This window comes from Psychrobacillus sp. (genome assembly GCF_032154225.1).
Taxonomy (GTDB): domain Bacteria; phylum Bacillota; class Bacilli; order Bacillales_A; family Planococcaceae; genus Psychrobacillus.
In genome coordinates this window covers 113568-129363 of record NZ_JALDYF010000006.1, presented here as the reverse complement: position 1 = coordinate 129363, position 15796 = coordinate 113568, and the positions used below count along the sequence as shown (strand labels likewise).

Here is a 15796-nt window from a genome sequence, read left to right as displayed (position 1 = left end):
CGAATCAAAAGAATCCTTGTTTGTTTTCACTGTAACTAACTAATAGATTTTTCGTTTGCTGATAATGATTAAGCATCATTAAGTGATTTTCACGACCGATACCTGACATTTTGTATCCGCCAAATGCAGCATGCGCTGGATATTGGTGATAGCAGTTTGTCCAAACACGGCCTGCTTGAATACTACGTCCAAAACGGTAAGCTGTATTCATATTACGCGTCCAAATACCTGAACCTAATCCGTATAATGTATCATTTGCAATTTCCAATGCTTCCTCTTTCGTTTTAAAAGTTGTTACAGAAACAACTGGTCCAAAAATTTCTTCTTGGAAAATGCGCATATTATTCGTTCCTTTGAACACAGTTGGCTTAATATAATAGCCTTCAGCAAACTCACCATCTAGTGAATTACGCTCCCCACCTATTAAACACTCCGCGCCTTCTTGCTTCCCAATATCTAAGTAAGATAAGATTTTTTCCATTTGTTCGTTGGAAGCTTGAGCACCCATCATCGTAGAAGGATCTAAAGGATTTCCAATTTTAATCGCCTCTACACGCGCAAGCACTCGCTCCATAAATCTATCATAAATCGATTCTTGGATTAATACACGAGATGGACAAGTACACACTTCCCCTTGATTCAGAGCAAACATGACAAATCCTTCAATGGCCTTATCTAAAAAAGCATCGTCTTCATCCATAATATCTTCGAAGAAAATATTTGGAGATTTCCCTCCAAGCTCTAGTGTAACTGGGATTAGATTTTGAGACGCATACTGCATAATAAGACGTCCTGTTGTCGTCTCACCTGTGAACGCAATTTTACTAATTCGTGGACTAGACGCTAGCGGTTTGCCAGCTTCTAAGCCAAAACCATTTACAATATTTAAAACACCCGGTGGCAATAAATCTCCAATTAACTCTACTAATACTAAAATAGATGCTGGCGTTTGCTCAGCTGGTTTTAGAACAACACAGTTTCCAGCAGCAAGAGCTGGTGCTAGTTTCCAAACAGCCATTAAGATTGGGAAATTCCAAGGAATAATTTGTCCAACTACACCAAGTGGTTCATGGAAGTGATATGCAACTGTATCATTATCAATTTGGCTTAGCCCGCCTTCTTGCGCACGAATGGCTCCTGCAAAATAGCGGAAATGATCAATTGCTAATGGTAAATCGGCATTTAATGTTTCACGAACTGCTTTTCCGTTATCCCATGTTTCTGCAACTGCTAGCATTTCTAAATTTTCTTCCATACGATTTGCTATTTTATTTAATATATTTGATCTTTCTGTTACAGAAGTTGAGCCCCACGCTTCTTTCGCTGCATGTGCAGCATCTAAAGCTAGCTCAATATCTTCTGCTGTAGAACGCGCTACTTGTGTAAATACTTTACCTGTTACTGGAGTAATATTATCAAAATACTGTCCTTGTGCCGGAGCTGTCCATTCACCATTAATGTAGTTCTCATACTTGTCCCTAAATGTAACTATCGAGCCTGCCGTATTCGGAAATGCGTATGTCATTCTGTAATTCCTCCCTAGGTATCTTTTTCTTTTTCACACAATACAAATAATATGTTCCCGAAGTCATTTGTATGCGCTTACAAAACTATTAAAATAAAAAAATAGCTTCAGATCTATTTTGTCAGATAAAAAAGAATATTACAACTGTTCTGTTTTTATTTCAAAAAAATAACTTATTGCCTAAGCGCAACAAGTTATTTTTTAAAACGACTTTTTATAAATCCAATGATTCCAGGTAATACGGAAATGAATATGATCAGCAATAAAACAGTCGAAAAGTTTTCTTTAATAATTGGTATGTTCCCAAAGAAATAACCAAGCATCGTACATAATCCTACCCATAATGCTGCTCCAGTCACATTATACATAATAAAATAACGATAATTCATCTGACTTGCCCCTGCAACAAACGGTGCAAATGTACGGATAAAAGGCATGAAACGTGCAATTACGATTGTTTTTCCGCCATGCTTATTAAAAAACTGTTGCGCTTTCAACATTTTTTCCTGATTGATCAACTTTCCTAAAAAGCTATTTGGAGGAATTGAAGTACCTACTTTTTTACCAATATGATAGTTCATCGTATCTCCAAGCACAGCCGAAATAAAAAAAACAAGCATTAAAAATCCAATATGAAATGATCCTATTGCCGCAAACGCTCCACTAGCAAATAACAAAGAATCGCCCGGTAAGAAAGGAAAAATAACGACTCCAGTCTCTACAAAAACGATCAAAAATAAGATAGCATATGACCAGACGTCAAACATTCCAATAATATCAACTAAATGCTCATCTATATGCAAAATGAAACTAATTAGACCTTGTATAATTGTCATTTATATTCTCACTTTCCTAATAATTTCATCACTAATTATAGCATATTACATTTACTCTAGGATTATTTTACATAAATCCGTGCATATCCCTTTCACTATACCAACATATTATATAAAATAATAAAAGAAGCTATTTTTAGAAACGAGGAGATCGCTATTGAGTGCTATAACGCAAGAAGCCAACAAGAAAGCTAAAACAACAAAAGTACCCCATAAGAGGACTCCCAAAAAAATCGTAGTAATACGTACATTGATGATTGCTTTAGGAGCAATCTTAATGGCTATCGGACTAGAACTATTTTTAGTTCCAAACCAAATTTTAGATGGTGGAGTAGTTGGTGTCTCAATCATTTTATCTCACTTAACTGGAGTGCGTTTGGGGATATTCATATTCGTCTTAAACATTCCTTTCTTTTTCCTAGGCTATAAGCAAATCGGGAAAACCTTCGCCTTATCTACACTATTCGGGATTACCGTTCTATCCATTTTCACTTCACTTTTACATACTGTTGATCCAATTACGACTGATTTAATACTTTCTACTGTCTTTGGCGGTATTGTTCTAGGAATAGGAGTTGGTCTAGTCATTCGAAATGGAGGATCTTTAGACGGTTCTGAAATACTAGCGATTTTATTCAACAAAGCTCTTCCTTTTTCAGTAGGAGAAATAATTATGATTATTAACTTAGTTATTTTTTCTGTTGCCGGCTTTGTCTTCACTTGGGAACAAGCAATGTATTCATTCATAGCCTATTTCATCGCATTTAAAACAATTGATATTGTGATTCAAGGACTAGATGAATCCAAATCTATCTACATTATTAGCGAAGCCATCGAGGATATTGGGGATGCTATTATGGATCGTCTTGGTCGTGGGGTTACTTATTTGCACGGAGAAGGTGCATATACTGGAGATAATAAAAAAATCATTTTCACAGTTATTACACGATTAGAAGAAGCTAAACTTAAAGTAATTGTCGAAGAAATTGATCCACGTGCATTTCTAGCTGTAGGGAATATTGCGGAAGTTCGTGGTGGACGATTCAAGAAAAAAGATATTCATTAATAACACTTTTATCGTCAATCTGAACTGTCCAGGGATACTCTATTCTTGGACAGTTTTTATTTGTTAATTTATTAACTTATCCTCTACAATAAAAAAACCCCATCCGAAGATGAGGCTTTAAAAAATATTATACTAATACTTTTACTCTCTCTAACATTGTTCCGTTAGTTGCTAAATTTGTATGGAAAGAGAATGCTTTTTCTAGCACATGTGGAGTTTGTCCACCACGTGTTAAAGCTTCCTCGTAATAATTAAACAATTGCTCCTTATACATTGGATGAACACAATTATTAATAATAAGCTCTGCACGTTCCCTTGGTGCCAACCCACGTAAATCTGCATACCCCTGCTCTGTCACCACTACATCAACATCATGCTCGGTATGATCTACATGTGCTACGAAAGGAACAACACTTGAAATGTCCCCATTTTTAGCAATTGATTTTGTCACAAAAATCGCTATTCGTGCATTACGCGCGAAGTCACCAGAACCACCAATACCATTCATCATTTTCGTTCCAGAAACATGCGTTGAATTCACGTTTCCGTAAATATCGAATTCAAGCGCTGTATTAATCGAAATCAATCCAAGTCGGCGAATAATTTCTGGATGATTTGTGATTTCTTGCGGTCTTAACACAAGCTGATCACGATATTGTTCAAAGTTACCGTAAACTTGCTTCATTTTCTCTTCCGAGAGTGTAATCGAACATGCAGATGCAAAGTTTACTTTACCAGCATCGATTAAATCGAACACAGAGTCTTGTAGTACTTCCGAATAGACTTGTAAATCTTCAAACTCCGAATCGATCATTCCGTGTAACACAGCATTTGCAACCGAACCAATACCAGATTGAAGAGGAGCTAGCTTATCAGTCATTCTACCTTCACTTACCTCTTTGCGTAAGAAAGAGATCAAATGCTGAGCCATTTCTTCTGTTTCATGATCTGGCTGAACAATTGGTGATGGTGAATCCGTATTTTTCGTAACCACGATTCCTTTTAATTTGGCAGGGTCGAAAGGAATACCTACTGTTCCAATACGATCATCTACTTTAGTTAATGGAATCGGCAATCTTTTTCCTTGTTCCGCCGGCTCGTACAAATCATGTAATCCCTCTAATAGTTCTGATTGCCCCATATTGATTTCTACAATAATATTTTTTGCATTCGAGACAAATGCTAATGAATTCCCTACAGACGTAGTCGGAATAATCATTCCGTCCGCTGTGATTGAAACCGCTTCCACAATAGCGAAGTCAATTGTAGGCAAAGTACCTGCTCTAAGCATCTCCGCAGTATGTGATAAATGCTGGTCCACAAACAAATGATTACCTGAATTTATATTTTTGCGCATCGAAGCATCCGCTTGGAATGGTAAACGCTTATTCACAATTCCTGCTTCCGACAATAATCTATCTATATCAGAGCCTAAAGAAGCTCCTGTAAAAATATTAACTTTAAAAAGTTCATCCTTTGCTCGCTCTACTAAAGCAAATGGAACCGCTTTCGCATCTCCCGCACGAGTAAATCCACTTAAACCTAAAGTCATTCCATCTTGAATCCATGAAGCAGCTTCTTCTGCACTCACAACATGGCTATGTAAACTAGTATTTTTAATACGTCCTAGGTTTTGTTCCATAACTTGAGATCCCCCTTTGATATAGCATAATAATAATTTTATCGTGTGTTGTCACAATTTAGAAAAAACTTGACGAATACATCTTTTTATTGATCAAAGCAGAAACTTTTATTACTGAAACAGCATGTTTTCTCCTTTAAATGCCTTTTTATTTTCAAAAGAAGAGAAAAAAGTAAAAAAACGCTTGAACTACGAGGCACTTTCCTCTTTGTTCAAGCGTTCTTCTAAAATCCTAATAGTTTGCGGAAATAACTAGAGTAAGACTGACTAACCGATATTTTTTCTCCGTTCGCCATTGCTAGCACAAATGTGGAATGTGTATCTGGATATATTTCTTTTATTTGATGTACATTGACGATGAAAGATCGATGACAACGAATAAAGGTCTCTCTTGGAAGGCGATATTCAAAATCCTGCAAAGAGCTCATATGGGTACCGGAAAACGTCTTTGTAACAACAAATGTCTTGCGGTCCTTTGCCTCTAAATATAAAATATCCGAAAAAGGAATCGGTATCCAACCATCTTGCGTTTTTATCGTAATGACCGATTTTCCATCCGTAAAGGAAGAGTAAATAGCTGTCACGCAGCCTTCAAGCTCCCCATTATGATGATAAGGTACTGCCATTCCGTGATATGGCACGCCAAGCACTTCTCGGTCGATAAATTCAGATACTTTTTGCCCGCTCTCCAAAGCTTTATGCGTAATTGTTCCTTGTCTTACAGGATCTCCGGGAGATATTTTCAAATCAATTCTTTTACTCGGGCGATAATAAATATACTCATTTGTATTTGATACCGCTATGGAAATTTCATCTGAAAATAATTCACCAATTACATCAAGAAGGGCAACAATTGATAAACCTTCCATTCTCACCCCTCCTTCCCTACACTACTACTATTCGCAAACAACTATTTCACGTGAAAAGCTTTGCTTAGTCGTTATGCAACGATCAATTATTTGGAAGCCTATTTGTTCAAGCTGCTCATCCATTGACTCAATTGTTACTAATACAATTTTTTTCGCGATTCTTCTTGCATGCTTTAAAATGATGAACTGCTCTTCCTGAGATGCATGTGTGTATAAGTTATATGGCAAATCAATAATAGCTACATCATATGTTTCTGTAATATCCTCAATTGCGCTCTTTTTTACATCACCAATTAAACTAAAATACGCAATATTTTCACGTGAGCCATCACAGACTAACGGATTAATATCGCGACCAACAATATCAATTCCCATAGATAGTGCCTCTACTAGGACAGTCCCAATTCCACAGCAAGGGTCAATTGCACGAACACCTTCTGGACGTGGAACAGCAATATTCGCTACTGACCTGGCGACTCTCGTGCTCAGTGCTGTTGAATATTCTCTTGGCTTCTTCACATGCTTAAACCATATAGGTTCGCTTTTCGTATATAATCCAAAATACCAACGACCACCATATGGAACAATTGCATAAATTCGATCTGGATTACGTAAATCAAACTCTCCTAGCATTTCCTTTCCTACTGTTCGTTCTATATGGAGACGCTCGTTATTTTCAATTTTATCTTCACCTTGGCGATCGTTAATCTTTAAAAACGTTACTCTGTATGTCTCTTCTTCTGATCCAAAAACAGATACTTGTGCAATAATCTCTTCCACCGTGTCTCCATCTACTAAAACTTCTACTCGTTCTTTTATAAATGGACTTCTGCTAGGATGAACTTTTTCACTACTTTTAATAATTTTTACATCTGTATCTGTTCCAAAAAAAGAGCGCATCTCTAAATGGCATAGAGAGCGTTCTGCGTCATTATATGCAAATGTATAGATGAACGCAGGCTCTCGACTTATGTTCGTCAATGTATTCCCTCCAATAGTACATCTATTATAACATGGAGGCTTTTCATTAGTAAAAATGTAAACGCAATAGTAATTCAATGGGAAAAGAAATATAATTAAATTAATTTTCAGAATATTTATTTGGATTGGGGGATATTCAATGGAATTCGATGTAATTGTCGTTGGAGCTGGTTTAGCTGGATTAGTTGCAACTGCAGAGCTTGCGAATGCAGGGAAAAAGGTTTTATTGGTCGATCAAGAACCTGAAAGCTCACTTGGTGGGCAAGCCTGGTGGTCTTTTGGTGGGTTATTTTTAGTTGATTCTCCAGAACAACGAAGGCTTGGGGTGAAAGATTCATATGAGCTTGCATGGCAAGATTGGATAGGAACTGCTGGCTTTGATCGGGAGGAAGATGAGGATTATTGGGCAAAAAAGTGGGCGGAGGCTTATGTTCGTTTTGCTACGGAAGAAAAACGAGAATGGCTATATGCAAAAGGCGTGCGCTTTTTTCCAGTGGTTGGTTGGGCAGAACGTGGCGGTTATCTTGCTGAAGGTCACGGCAATTCAGTCCCACGATTCCATATTGTTTGGGGTACAGGACCTGGCATCGTAAAACCTTTTGAAGATCAAGTTCGTGCTGCTATAACGAAAGGTCTCGTAGCCTATAAACCTCGTCACCAAGTGGAGGAACTTATTTCAACTGATGGAGTCGTAACTGGGGTTCGTGGATCTGTACTTGTTCCTAGTTCGGCACAGCGCGGAGAAGTTAGCTCCCGAGAAGTCATAGGAGAATTTGAATATTTAGCTCGTGCAGTAATCGTAACAAGCGGAGGAATTGGTGCAAATCATGATTTAGTACGAGAAAACTGGCCTGAGCGACTCGGAGCACCTCCTAAAAAGATGATTTCCGGCGTACCAGAGCATGTCGATGGTCGAATGCTCGCAATTACAGAAAAAGCAGGGGGTCGACTAGTCAATAAAGACCGAATGTGGCATTACACGGAAGGTATAAAAAACTGGAATCCCGTATGGAAAGATCATGGCATCCGCATTTTACCAGGTCCTTCCTCTATTTGGTTAGATGCGGAAGGGAAACGTTTTCCTGCACCATACTTCCCTGGCTTTGATACGCTTGGGACGTTGGAAGCGATTCAAAAAACAGGTTACGACTATTCTTGGTTTATTTTAACCGAAAAAATCATTGAAAAAGAATTTGCACTATCAGGTTCCGAGCAAAATCCAGATTTAACTGGAAAAAGTATTAAACAAGTATTGAAGCGCATACTACCAGGGCCAACTGCTCCAGTGAAAGCATTTATGGACAAAGGAGAGGACTTCGTAGTTGCAAACAATTTAGCAGATTTAGTTTCAGGTATGAATAAAATAACTGGTGAAAACCTATTAAACTTAGAACATATCGAAAGACAATTAAAAGCACGTGATCGTGAAATGGACAATAAATTTACGAAAGACCTTCAAATAACGGCACTTCGTGGTGCAAGAAATTATATTGGAGATAAACTAATACGGGTTGCTTCTCCACATAAAATACTCGATGCAAAAAATGGTCCACTTATAGCAGTTCGATTGAATATTGTTACTCGGAAAACACTTGGAGGACTTCAAACGGATTTATCTGGACGTGTGTTAAATGCTTCAGGAAATCCTGTTCCAGGACTATATGCTGCGGGCGAAGTGACTGGTTTTGGCGGTGGTGGTGTGCATGGATATCGCTCTCTCGAAGGAACATTTTTAGGTGGATGTATTTTTACTGGAAGAGAGGTGGGACGCGCTGTTGCAAAAGAATAGTACAATTATATTGAAAACACTTTATTCCAGCGTTATAATAGCCATGTAATTAAAATATTTAACGCTAAATAATTTTAGGAGGAAATATAATGTCAAGATTAGCAGGTAAAGTAGCAATTATTACAGGTGCAGCACAAGGTATGGGTGCAGCACATGCAAAACTATTCATAGAGAACGGTGCAAAGGTTGTTTTAACAGATTTAAATGAAGAAAAAGGAAATGCATTTGCAGCTGAATTAGGTGAAAATGCTCTTTTCATTAAACAAAATGTAACATCTGAAGAAGATTGGGCAACAGTTATTGCAAAAACAGAAGAAGCTTTTGGTCCAGTAAACGTATTAGTAAACAACGCTGGTATTACTATGGCGAAAAATATGCTTGATATTACAGTAGAAGAATACCGTCGCATCATGGACATTAACCAATTGTCTGTATTCTTAGGTATGAAAACTGCAGCAGCTTCAATGATCAAAGCTGGTGGCGGTTCAATCGTGAACATTTCTTCAATGAACGGCTTAGTTGCTGGTGCTGTAGGTTACACAGATACAAAATTCGCAGTACGCGGAATGACAAAAGCAGCTGCTATTAACTTAGCACCAATGGGTATTCGCGTAAACTCTGTACACCCAGGTGTAATCGCTACACCAATGGTAGTACAAGAAGATACAAGAGCAGCAGTTGAAGAATTCTCTAAACATATTCCATTAAAACGTGTTGCTCAACCAGAAGAAGTATCACAAATGGTATTATTCTTAGCTTCTGATGATTCAAGCTACTCAACAGGTTCAGAATTCGTCATCGATGGCGGATTAACTGCACAATAATAAAAATATTATATGATTTATAAAAGCCGATTTCCTTGTAAAGGGAAATCGGTTTTTTTATTAAAAGGTAGTTAAGATTAAGTACATATACATCTCTCCACCAATTTCTGTTAATATTTTCTTAGTATGAATAATAAAAGGTGGTTATTTCTATTCAACAAGTATATTTATTACAACAAGTAATTGATTATATAGACAATCATATAAAAGAGGAGATTCATCCCGAGAAGCTAGCTAATCTTGTTGGTTATTCCCCTTTTCATTTTTACAGGATCTTTGATAAACATATTGGTTATACCGTTATGGATTATGTACAAAAAAGAAAGCTACAATTTGCTTTATATGAATTAATGCAAGGCAAAAAAATAATTCAAATCGCTTTAGATTATGGGTTTGAAACACATTCTGGTTTTACAAAAGCTTTTAAAAGATGTTTCGGAAGCCCTCCTAGCTTATATAGGCTCCATTGTCCAATTTCATTACCACAGAAACTGGATTTATTAAGCCTTCGTCGGAAACAGACTGGCGGCATTGTAATGCAGCCAAAAATTATGCAAAAAAAAGCTTTTGAAATTGCTGGAAAAACATTCGAGAGTGACATTGACAAGGTTTCTTATACAAGAGATGCACCAGCCTTTTGGGACGAAAGAATTTCAGCAGATGAGTCTATTGAAAGAACTTTATACGATTTATTATCTCCAGAAAAACATGGGGAGTACTGTATAAATTTAAGTAGCATAGAATTAAAAGAAAAATTTACTTATTTTTTTGCAGTAAATTACGATCAAGGAGTGCACATACCTAGTGGGTTTACAAAATTACAAATTTCAGCAGCTACATATGCCGTTTTTAGAACTCCGCTCGTAGGAGTTGAACAATTTGTTTCTTCTATTAAAGGAACATGGCAATATATTTTGGAAGACTGGTTACCACATTCCCTTTATGAAGTAGATGAACAAGGCTATGACTTCGAATATTATGATGAGCACTGCCATGACTGGGAATATGAAAAAATATATATGGAAATATACTTACCAATTAAAGAGAGATAAGATGATTTTATGGAGAATAATATTTACGAACTAATAGATTTCTCTGCGTCTGTTGGATGGGATTATGACCAAAATGAAGTTGCAACAATAATATCTACCGGAGGGAATTTTGAATGAATTTACAAGACATTTTTCTTATAGATTTCACCTACTTGGAATCCTTTTCAAAGCGTATAGATACCACATGGGGTTCACTGTTTTGTAATGAAGACCAACCGACATCTTATGACGCTAATCACACTCATGTAATTGATGCTAGTGATAATCCACAATTAATAATTGATGAAGTAATTAACTTTTACGAATCTAAAAAAATAATACCAAGATTCTATATATATAATTTAGAATCCCAACAAAGTCTTATTTCTCAATTAAGATTAAATAATTTTGGTTTTGAAGAATTGATTCATCCCGTTCAATTATGGGACAAAAAAAGTTTAGAAAAAGGAAATAATGAAAAAGTAAAAATTGAACTGATAACTAAAAATAATTATGCCGAAGCACTATTTATAGAATGCAGTATAAAAGAGTTTGGTGGAAAGGATGTTAGGGAAAAAGCATTCGAACAGGAATTTAACCATTCGTCCTTCATTCATTATATACTCCGATACGATGGTGTGGCCTGTGCAACTGCTTGTTTGTTTATTACTGAAAAACAAGCTCGTATGGAAAATGTCGCTACACTTGAAGAATATCGAGGTAAAGGTTTAATAGGTGAACTTATTCATTACATTCAACTTGAAGTTACAAAAAATGAATTAGAAAACCTTTGGGTGTTTCCAATCAATGAAAATATAGAAAAAGTGTATAAAAAATATGGTTTTAATACAGTAGAAAAACTAAAAACTGGACACTCATTTTTAGGAGGAAAAAGCATTAAAGAAATACAAGGATAATCCAATATAATTGGATCTTTTTAAACGTTTTCTCATATGTAAAAAGCATCGATTCTATGACCGATGCTTTTTTATTATTATGACAAGTGCTATTGTAAAATTTTTATCCTTTTGATTTTTTTAATATACCTCTATACAAATATAATACCGGAGTTAATAAAACAGCACTTACAATTATTGCAATTTTTATAGTATAACTAGATGCAATATAACCTATCACTGGACCTCCGCCTATTTGACCAATGGCATCCACTTGACCTTTTACTGAAAAGAAGGTTGCACGTGTAGAGGAGTCAGGAATAACTTTATTTAACCAAATATCCTCTAGCGGATACATTACCTGCCTCGTTACTTGGATAATAATATAAAACGCTAACAAACCTATCACATACGTGGAGGATGCAAAACCAATTAGTGAAGCAATTATAAATAAACTTCCTACAAAAAGTGCTACATAAATACGTCTTAGATTTTGATGGATAAGACTACGATTGATGAAGTGAAGCACCACAAAAGAAACAAGCACAACAATAAATTGAATTCCTCCCATGATGAAAACTAACTTTTCATCAGTCAAAGTTGCCAGATTAGACACCTCTAAAAAATGAGATATCCATAAACGATCAAAACCTTCACTATAAAATCCAACAAACAAAGCAATAAGGAACAGCACTCTTATGATAAAACTAGTTTTAGAATGAGAAATAATTTTCCCCATACTATCTTTTATGCTTTCCAACATTGATGTTCTTTCCATCTTATCTGACGGTTTAAAGTTCTCTTCTTTCATAAAAATGATTAAAAATACAGCTAAACCAATCATACAAAGTCCCCCAATAATGATTGGAAGGTTAATCATAAAATAACCCGTCAATATACTTAAAGGTATCGCTATGACCTGCCCAAGATTACCAGCCTTCGCGCCTCTTATAAATGCTAATGAAGCACGTTCCTCACCTATTTCATCTGCAATCCACGCTTGCTGAGAACCACTCGTAAATGTATAACCAATTCCCCATGCAACTTGAGCTATTAGTACAGGTATAAAATATGGGAATAACCCCTCCACTAAAAAACCAGTTCCTATTAAAAAATATCCAATTACTATGGAAAGCTTGCGGCTTTTCAAATCGGAAACTACCCCAGTCGGAATTTCAAAAAGAAATACAGATAACTCCAAAATAGTTCCAACCAATACAAGCTGGAGTGGATCTAACATGACAACTTTCACTTGATATAACAAGTTCACGGTGAATATAAATGTAAAAAATAGTTGTGATAAAAAACAAGTATAAATGTACACTCGATATGGATCTTTCGTCTTTAATATATTCATTTCCTTGCCCCCTCTCATTGATTATATGGAGGCAGGTACTTAACTTCTTGTCCAAATTTGCGATTATTTTAATGAATCAACAAGTATGTTATAGTGAAAGAATAATTGAATAACGTGTAGATTTAGGTGCTATTTTACTTTTGTAATTTAGCTTAAAAGGGAAGTTCGGTGAAATACCGACGCTGTCCCGCAACTGTAAATGGGAGTAATCTTTTCAAATCCACTGTTAATCCTTAATGGGAAGGAGAAAAGAACACGATGATCATGAGCCAGGAGACCTGCCTATTTCAAGTACACACCAAAACCCTACGCGGATAGGAGGTGTTAAGTGCAGCTATGATCGAGCAACAGCTTGAATATACTGCCGTACGAAGAAACGTAATTAGAAAGCATCGGAGGTTTAAAATCCTCTTATTTCACTATGTTTTTCTTCTGATTACGAACCATTTGTTGCGGCAACCATCGACCATATTAATTTACGCATACTAGCATCTTCTTTGATTTCACAAAGAAGATGCTTTTTTATGTTTACCTATGAGAGGAAGTTTATAAAATGACAGCTGGAACAAAAGAATATTATGTAGAAAGCTTTAAACATGTGTTAATGACTAATTCTATTTCAACCAAATCAACGCCACTTACCACGATTTTCACTTTTCACGAGGAAGAAATCGGAAACGCACCACATCTGAATGATCAAGAAAAAATTATATATACACACAATTTACAACAAGCATTTAAACAAACAAAAGATGAGATTCTTGGAAGCCTTGAAGAATAAGAAAAGCGTGCTGAGTCAATAATGACCAGCACGCTTTCATTTTTTAATTATAGATCCTGATAATCTCTTTGGTATCTCCCGCCATCTTTTACTTCCGAGTGATACAAAGCTTTTAAAGCGAAACTTTTTTCCAAGTTATGTTCTTGCATTACTTCTTTCAATCGCTTCGTTAATTCAGCACTGTGCTTCACTAATTCTGCCATTTTTGGTTTCGAATATTGCATAATGTGTTACCTCCTTCAAATTAATTTGTTCTTACAGTATAACACGATAAAGCTAATAAATGGTTTGCTCGTATACTTAAAAAAGCAAAAAAGCCTTTCCTATTTTTATCACCTTTTTACAAAAGAATTCATAAATTATTTTGACAAATAAAAAAGTTAATGTTAACCTAATAAACAAATGTTTCCTTAAGGAAATTTAATTGTGTAAAAGAAAGTTAAATTTTTTTATTCTAAAAGTTTCCCTAAGGAAATAAAGTGGAGTAAAGGAAAAGAAGGAGTGTAGAAATTGAAAAAAATGTTCATTTTATTCATTACTGCTATTTTATTAGTAGGATGCAGTAGCAAAACTGAAGAAAAATCAGGGAAACCGCTTGTTGTTACAACAACTGGCCAAATTGCAGATGCAGTAAAAGAAATTGCAGGAGATAACGTAGAGGTAAAATCACTTATGGGACCGGGAGTAGACCCACATCTTTACAAAGCAACACAAGGTGATTTACAAACACTGGAGCAAGCAGACACTATTTTTTATAACGGTTTAGCACTGGAAGGAAAAATGAGCGATATTTTCGAGAAAATGAAAAAAGAAAAAACGGTTAGTGCAATTGGAGAAGTTGTTCCAGCAGATCGTATATTGAGCGATCCAATGAATCCCAAACTAGCCGATCCACATATTTGGTTTGATATTGATGTTTGGAAAATAGCAGTTGCTGAAATTACGAAAACCCTTATAGAAGAATATCCTGATAACAAAGATGAATACAAAAAAAATGAAAAAGCCTACTTTGACAAGTTAGATGAATTATCCAACTGGGCAGATACACGTATTAATGAAATTCCAGAACAGCAGCGCGTTCTTGTAACTGCCCATGATGCATTTAGCTATTTCGGGAATAGTCATGGAATGGAAGTGCGTGGGTTACAAGGCTTAAGTACAAATTCCGAATATGGTTTAAAAGATGTCCAAAACATCGTCGATTTTCTAGCAGATGAAAATATTAAAGCCGTTTTCATAGAGTCTAGTGTTTCCGAAAAAGCAATGAATGCCGTTATACAAGGTGCAAAAGAGAAAGGCCATACTATTCAAGTAGGTGGAGAACTTTTCTCAGATGCAATGGGTGCTGAAGGAACAGAGGAAGGCACTTATATTGGGATGTATAAACACAACGTCAACACCATCGTTGATTCACTTAAATAGAAGGAGTGAGTAATATGAATGCATTACAAATTAAAAACCTATCGGTAGCTTATGAGGATAAAATTGTTTTAAAAGATGTGAACATATCTATACCCGTAGGCAGTTTAACAGGAATTATTGGTCCAAATGGTGCGGGAAAATCTACATTAATCAAAGCTATACTGAACCAATTACCAAACAAAACGGGAACTGTTCATATTTTAGATCGTCCGCTTAATCCAAAGGACCTTATAGTTGGATATGTCCCACAACGAAATGCTGTTGATTGGGATTTCCCAACGAATGCCCTAGACGTTGTACTTATGGGCCGATACGGGCATATTGGGCTGATGAAGAAACCACCGGCAAAGGATAAACAAATTGCACTAGACTGCTTAAAAAATGTTGGGATGGAAGCATTTGCCGATCGTTCCATCGGCCAATTATCGGGTGGGCAACAGCAGCGTGTATTTTTAGCTCGCGCACTAGCACAAGAAGCTGAAATCTATTTTATGGATGAACCATTTGTTGGTGTAGATGCCGCAACCGAAAGAACAATCATTTCCATTTTAAAAGATCTAAAAGCGCAAGGTAAAACCGTTTTTGTCGTGCATCACGACTTGCAAACTGCGGGTGACTATTTTGATTGGATGATTTTATTGAATAAAACAATTACAGCGTACGGGCCGACAAAACAAACATTTACCCAAGAAAATTTGCAACAAGCATATGGTGGAAAATTATTTTTTATGGATCAGGCAAAGTCCAACGATAACCTAGTGGGAGAGAGGTGAGAAT

At 36.2% G+C, this 15796-nt stretch carries 15 protein-coding genes and 1 riboswitch; of the genes, 8 read left to right on the top strand and 7 right to left on the bottom strand.

Annotation, left to right across the window (positions count from 1 at the left end; genetic code table 11):
* Nucleotides 1-4: 4 nt before the first annotated feature.
* Both adh and RUH95_RS10435 read right to left on the bottom strand, forming a co-directional pair.
* A complete protein-coding gene (gene adh, locus RUH95_RS10440) occupies nucleotides 5-1525 on the bottom strand; it encodes an aldehyde dehydrogenase (protein ID WP_313892808.1) in 1521 nt (506 codons plus the stop codon).
* Between the two features lie 194 nt (nucleotides 1526-1719).
* Nucleotides 1720-2361: a VTT domain-containing protein gene (locus RUH95_RS10435; protein ID WP_313892807.1), complete on the bottom strand. Its 642-nt coding sequence runs from the start codon at nucleotides 2359-2361 to the stop codon at nucleotides 1720-1722.
* A 253-nt stretch (nucleotides 2362-2614) separates the two neighbouring features.
* On the opposite strand from RUH95_RS10435, the gene RUH95_RS10430 reads away from it, so the two are divergent.
* Nucleotides 2615-3427, top strand: a complete 813-nt coding sequence (locus RUH95_RS10430) for a YitT family protein (protein ID WP_313892891.1) — start codon at nucleotides 2615-2617, stop codon at nucleotides 3425-3427.
* A gap of 127 nt (nucleotides 3428-3554) precedes the next feature.
* Here RUH95_RS10430 and scpC read toward each other — a convergent pair whose 3' ends face one another.
* The 3 genes from scpC to RUH95_RS10415 form a co-directional block, all read right to left on the bottom strand.
* On the bottom strand, nucleotides 3555-5069 hold the full coding sequence (scpC, locus tag RUH95_RS10425) for a succinyl-CoA:acetate CoA-transferase ScpC (protein WP_313892806.1): 1515 nt from the start codon (nucleotides 5067-5069) through the stop codon (nucleotides 3555-3557).
* A gap of 224 nt (nucleotides 5070-5293) precedes the next feature.
* Nucleotides 5294-5938: a LytTR family DNA-binding domain-containing protein gene (locus tag RUH95_RS10420; RefSeq protein ID WP_313892805.1), complete on the bottom strand. Its 645-nt coding sequence runs from the start codon at nucleotides 5936-5938 to the stop codon at nucleotides 5294-5296.
* A 27-nt stretch (nucleotides 5939-5965) separates the two neighbouring features.
* Nucleotides 5966-6919, bottom strand: coding sequence for a TRM11 family SAM-dependent methyltransferase (locus RUH95_RS10415; protein ID WP_313892804.1), 954 nt, complete (start codon nucleotides 6917-6919; stop codon nucleotides 5966-5968).
* 139 nt (nucleotides 6920-7058) lie between these two features.
* Here RUH95_RS10415 and RUH95_RS10410 point away from each other — a divergent pair, with 139 nt between their 5' ends.
* The 4 genes from RUH95_RS10410 to RUH95_RS10395 all read left to right on the top strand — a co-directional run bounded on the left by RUH95_RS10410 (nucleotide 7059) and on the right by RUH95_RS10395 (nucleotide 11480).
* Nucleotides 7059-8708, top strand: a complete 1650-nt coding sequence (locus RUH95_RS10410; RefSeq protein WP_313892803.1) for an FAD-binding dehydrogenase — start codon at nucleotides 7059-7061, stop codon at nucleotides 8706-8708.
* Nucleotides 8709-8797: 89 nt separating this feature from the next.
* Nucleotides 8798-9532, top strand: a complete 735-nt coding sequence (locus RUH95_RS10405; RefSeq protein WP_313892802.1) for a glucose 1-dehydrogenase — start codon at nucleotides 8798-8800, stop codon at nucleotides 9530-9532.
* Between the two features lie 140 nt (nucleotides 9533-9672).
* Nucleotides 9673-10584, top strand: a complete 912-nt coding sequence (locus RUH95_RS10400; protein ID WP_313892801.1) for an AraC family transcriptional regulator — start codon at nucleotides 9673-9675, stop codon at nucleotides 10582-10584.
* Between the two features lie 113 nt (nucleotides 10585-10697).
* Nucleotides 10698-11480 (top strand): GNAT family N-acetyltransferase, encoded by a 783-nt coding sequence (locus tag RUH95_RS10395; RefSeq protein WP_313892800.1) that lies wholly within the window; start codon nucleotides 10698-10700, stop codon nucleotides 11478-11480.
* Between the two features lie 103 nt (nucleotides 11481-11583).
* Here RUH95_RS10395 and RUH95_RS10390 read toward each other — a convergent pair whose 3' ends face one another.
* The gene (locus RUH95_RS10390; protein ID WP_313892799.1) at nucleotides 11584-12816 is read right to left on the bottom strand and encodes an MFS transporter; all 1233 of its coding nucleotides are present in this window, start codon (nucleotides 12814-12816) and stop codon (nucleotides 11584-11586) included.
* Nucleotides 12817-12923: 107 nt separating this feature from the next.
* A riboswitch (cobalamin riboswitch) is annotated at nucleotides 12924-13116 on the top strand.
* Nucleotides 13117-13369: 253 nt separating this feature from the next.
* Between RUH95_RS10390 and RUH95_RS10385 the strand changes: the two genes are divergently transcribed.
* Entirely contained in the window at nucleotides 13370-13597 is a 228-nt protein-coding gene (locus RUH95_RS10385; protein WP_313892798.1) for a hypothetical protein, read from the top strand.
* A 47-nt stretch (nucleotides 13598-13644) separates the two neighbouring features.
* Here RUH95_RS10385 and RUH95_RS10380 read toward each other — a convergent pair whose 3' ends face one another.
* The gene (locus RUH95_RS10380) at nucleotides 13645-13821 is read right to left on the bottom strand and encodes a hypothetical protein (protein WP_313892797.1); all 177 of its coding nucleotides are present in this window, start codon (nucleotides 13819-13821) and stop codon (nucleotides 13645-13647) included.
* A 295-nt stretch (nucleotides 13822-14116) separates the two neighbouring features.
* Here RUH95_RS10380 and RUH95_RS10375 point away from each other — a divergent pair, with 295 nt between their 5' ends.
* Together RUH95_RS10375 and RUH95_RS10370 are read left to right on the top strand one after the other, a co-directional pair.
* On the top strand, nucleotides 14117-15019 hold the full coding sequence (locus tag RUH95_RS10375) for a metal ABC transporter solute-binding protein, Zn/Mn family (protein WP_397469494.1): 903 nt from the start codon (nucleotides 14117-14119) through the stop codon (nucleotides 15017-15019).
* Nucleotides 15020-15033: 14 nt separating this feature from the next.
* Complete coding sequence (locus tag RUH95_RS10370; RefSeq protein WP_313892795.1) at nucleotides 15034-15792, top strand: metal ABC transporter ATP-binding protein; 759 nt, start codon at nucleotides 15034-15036, stop codon at nucleotides 15790-15792.
* Nucleotides 15793-15796 lie beyond the last annotated feature (4 nt).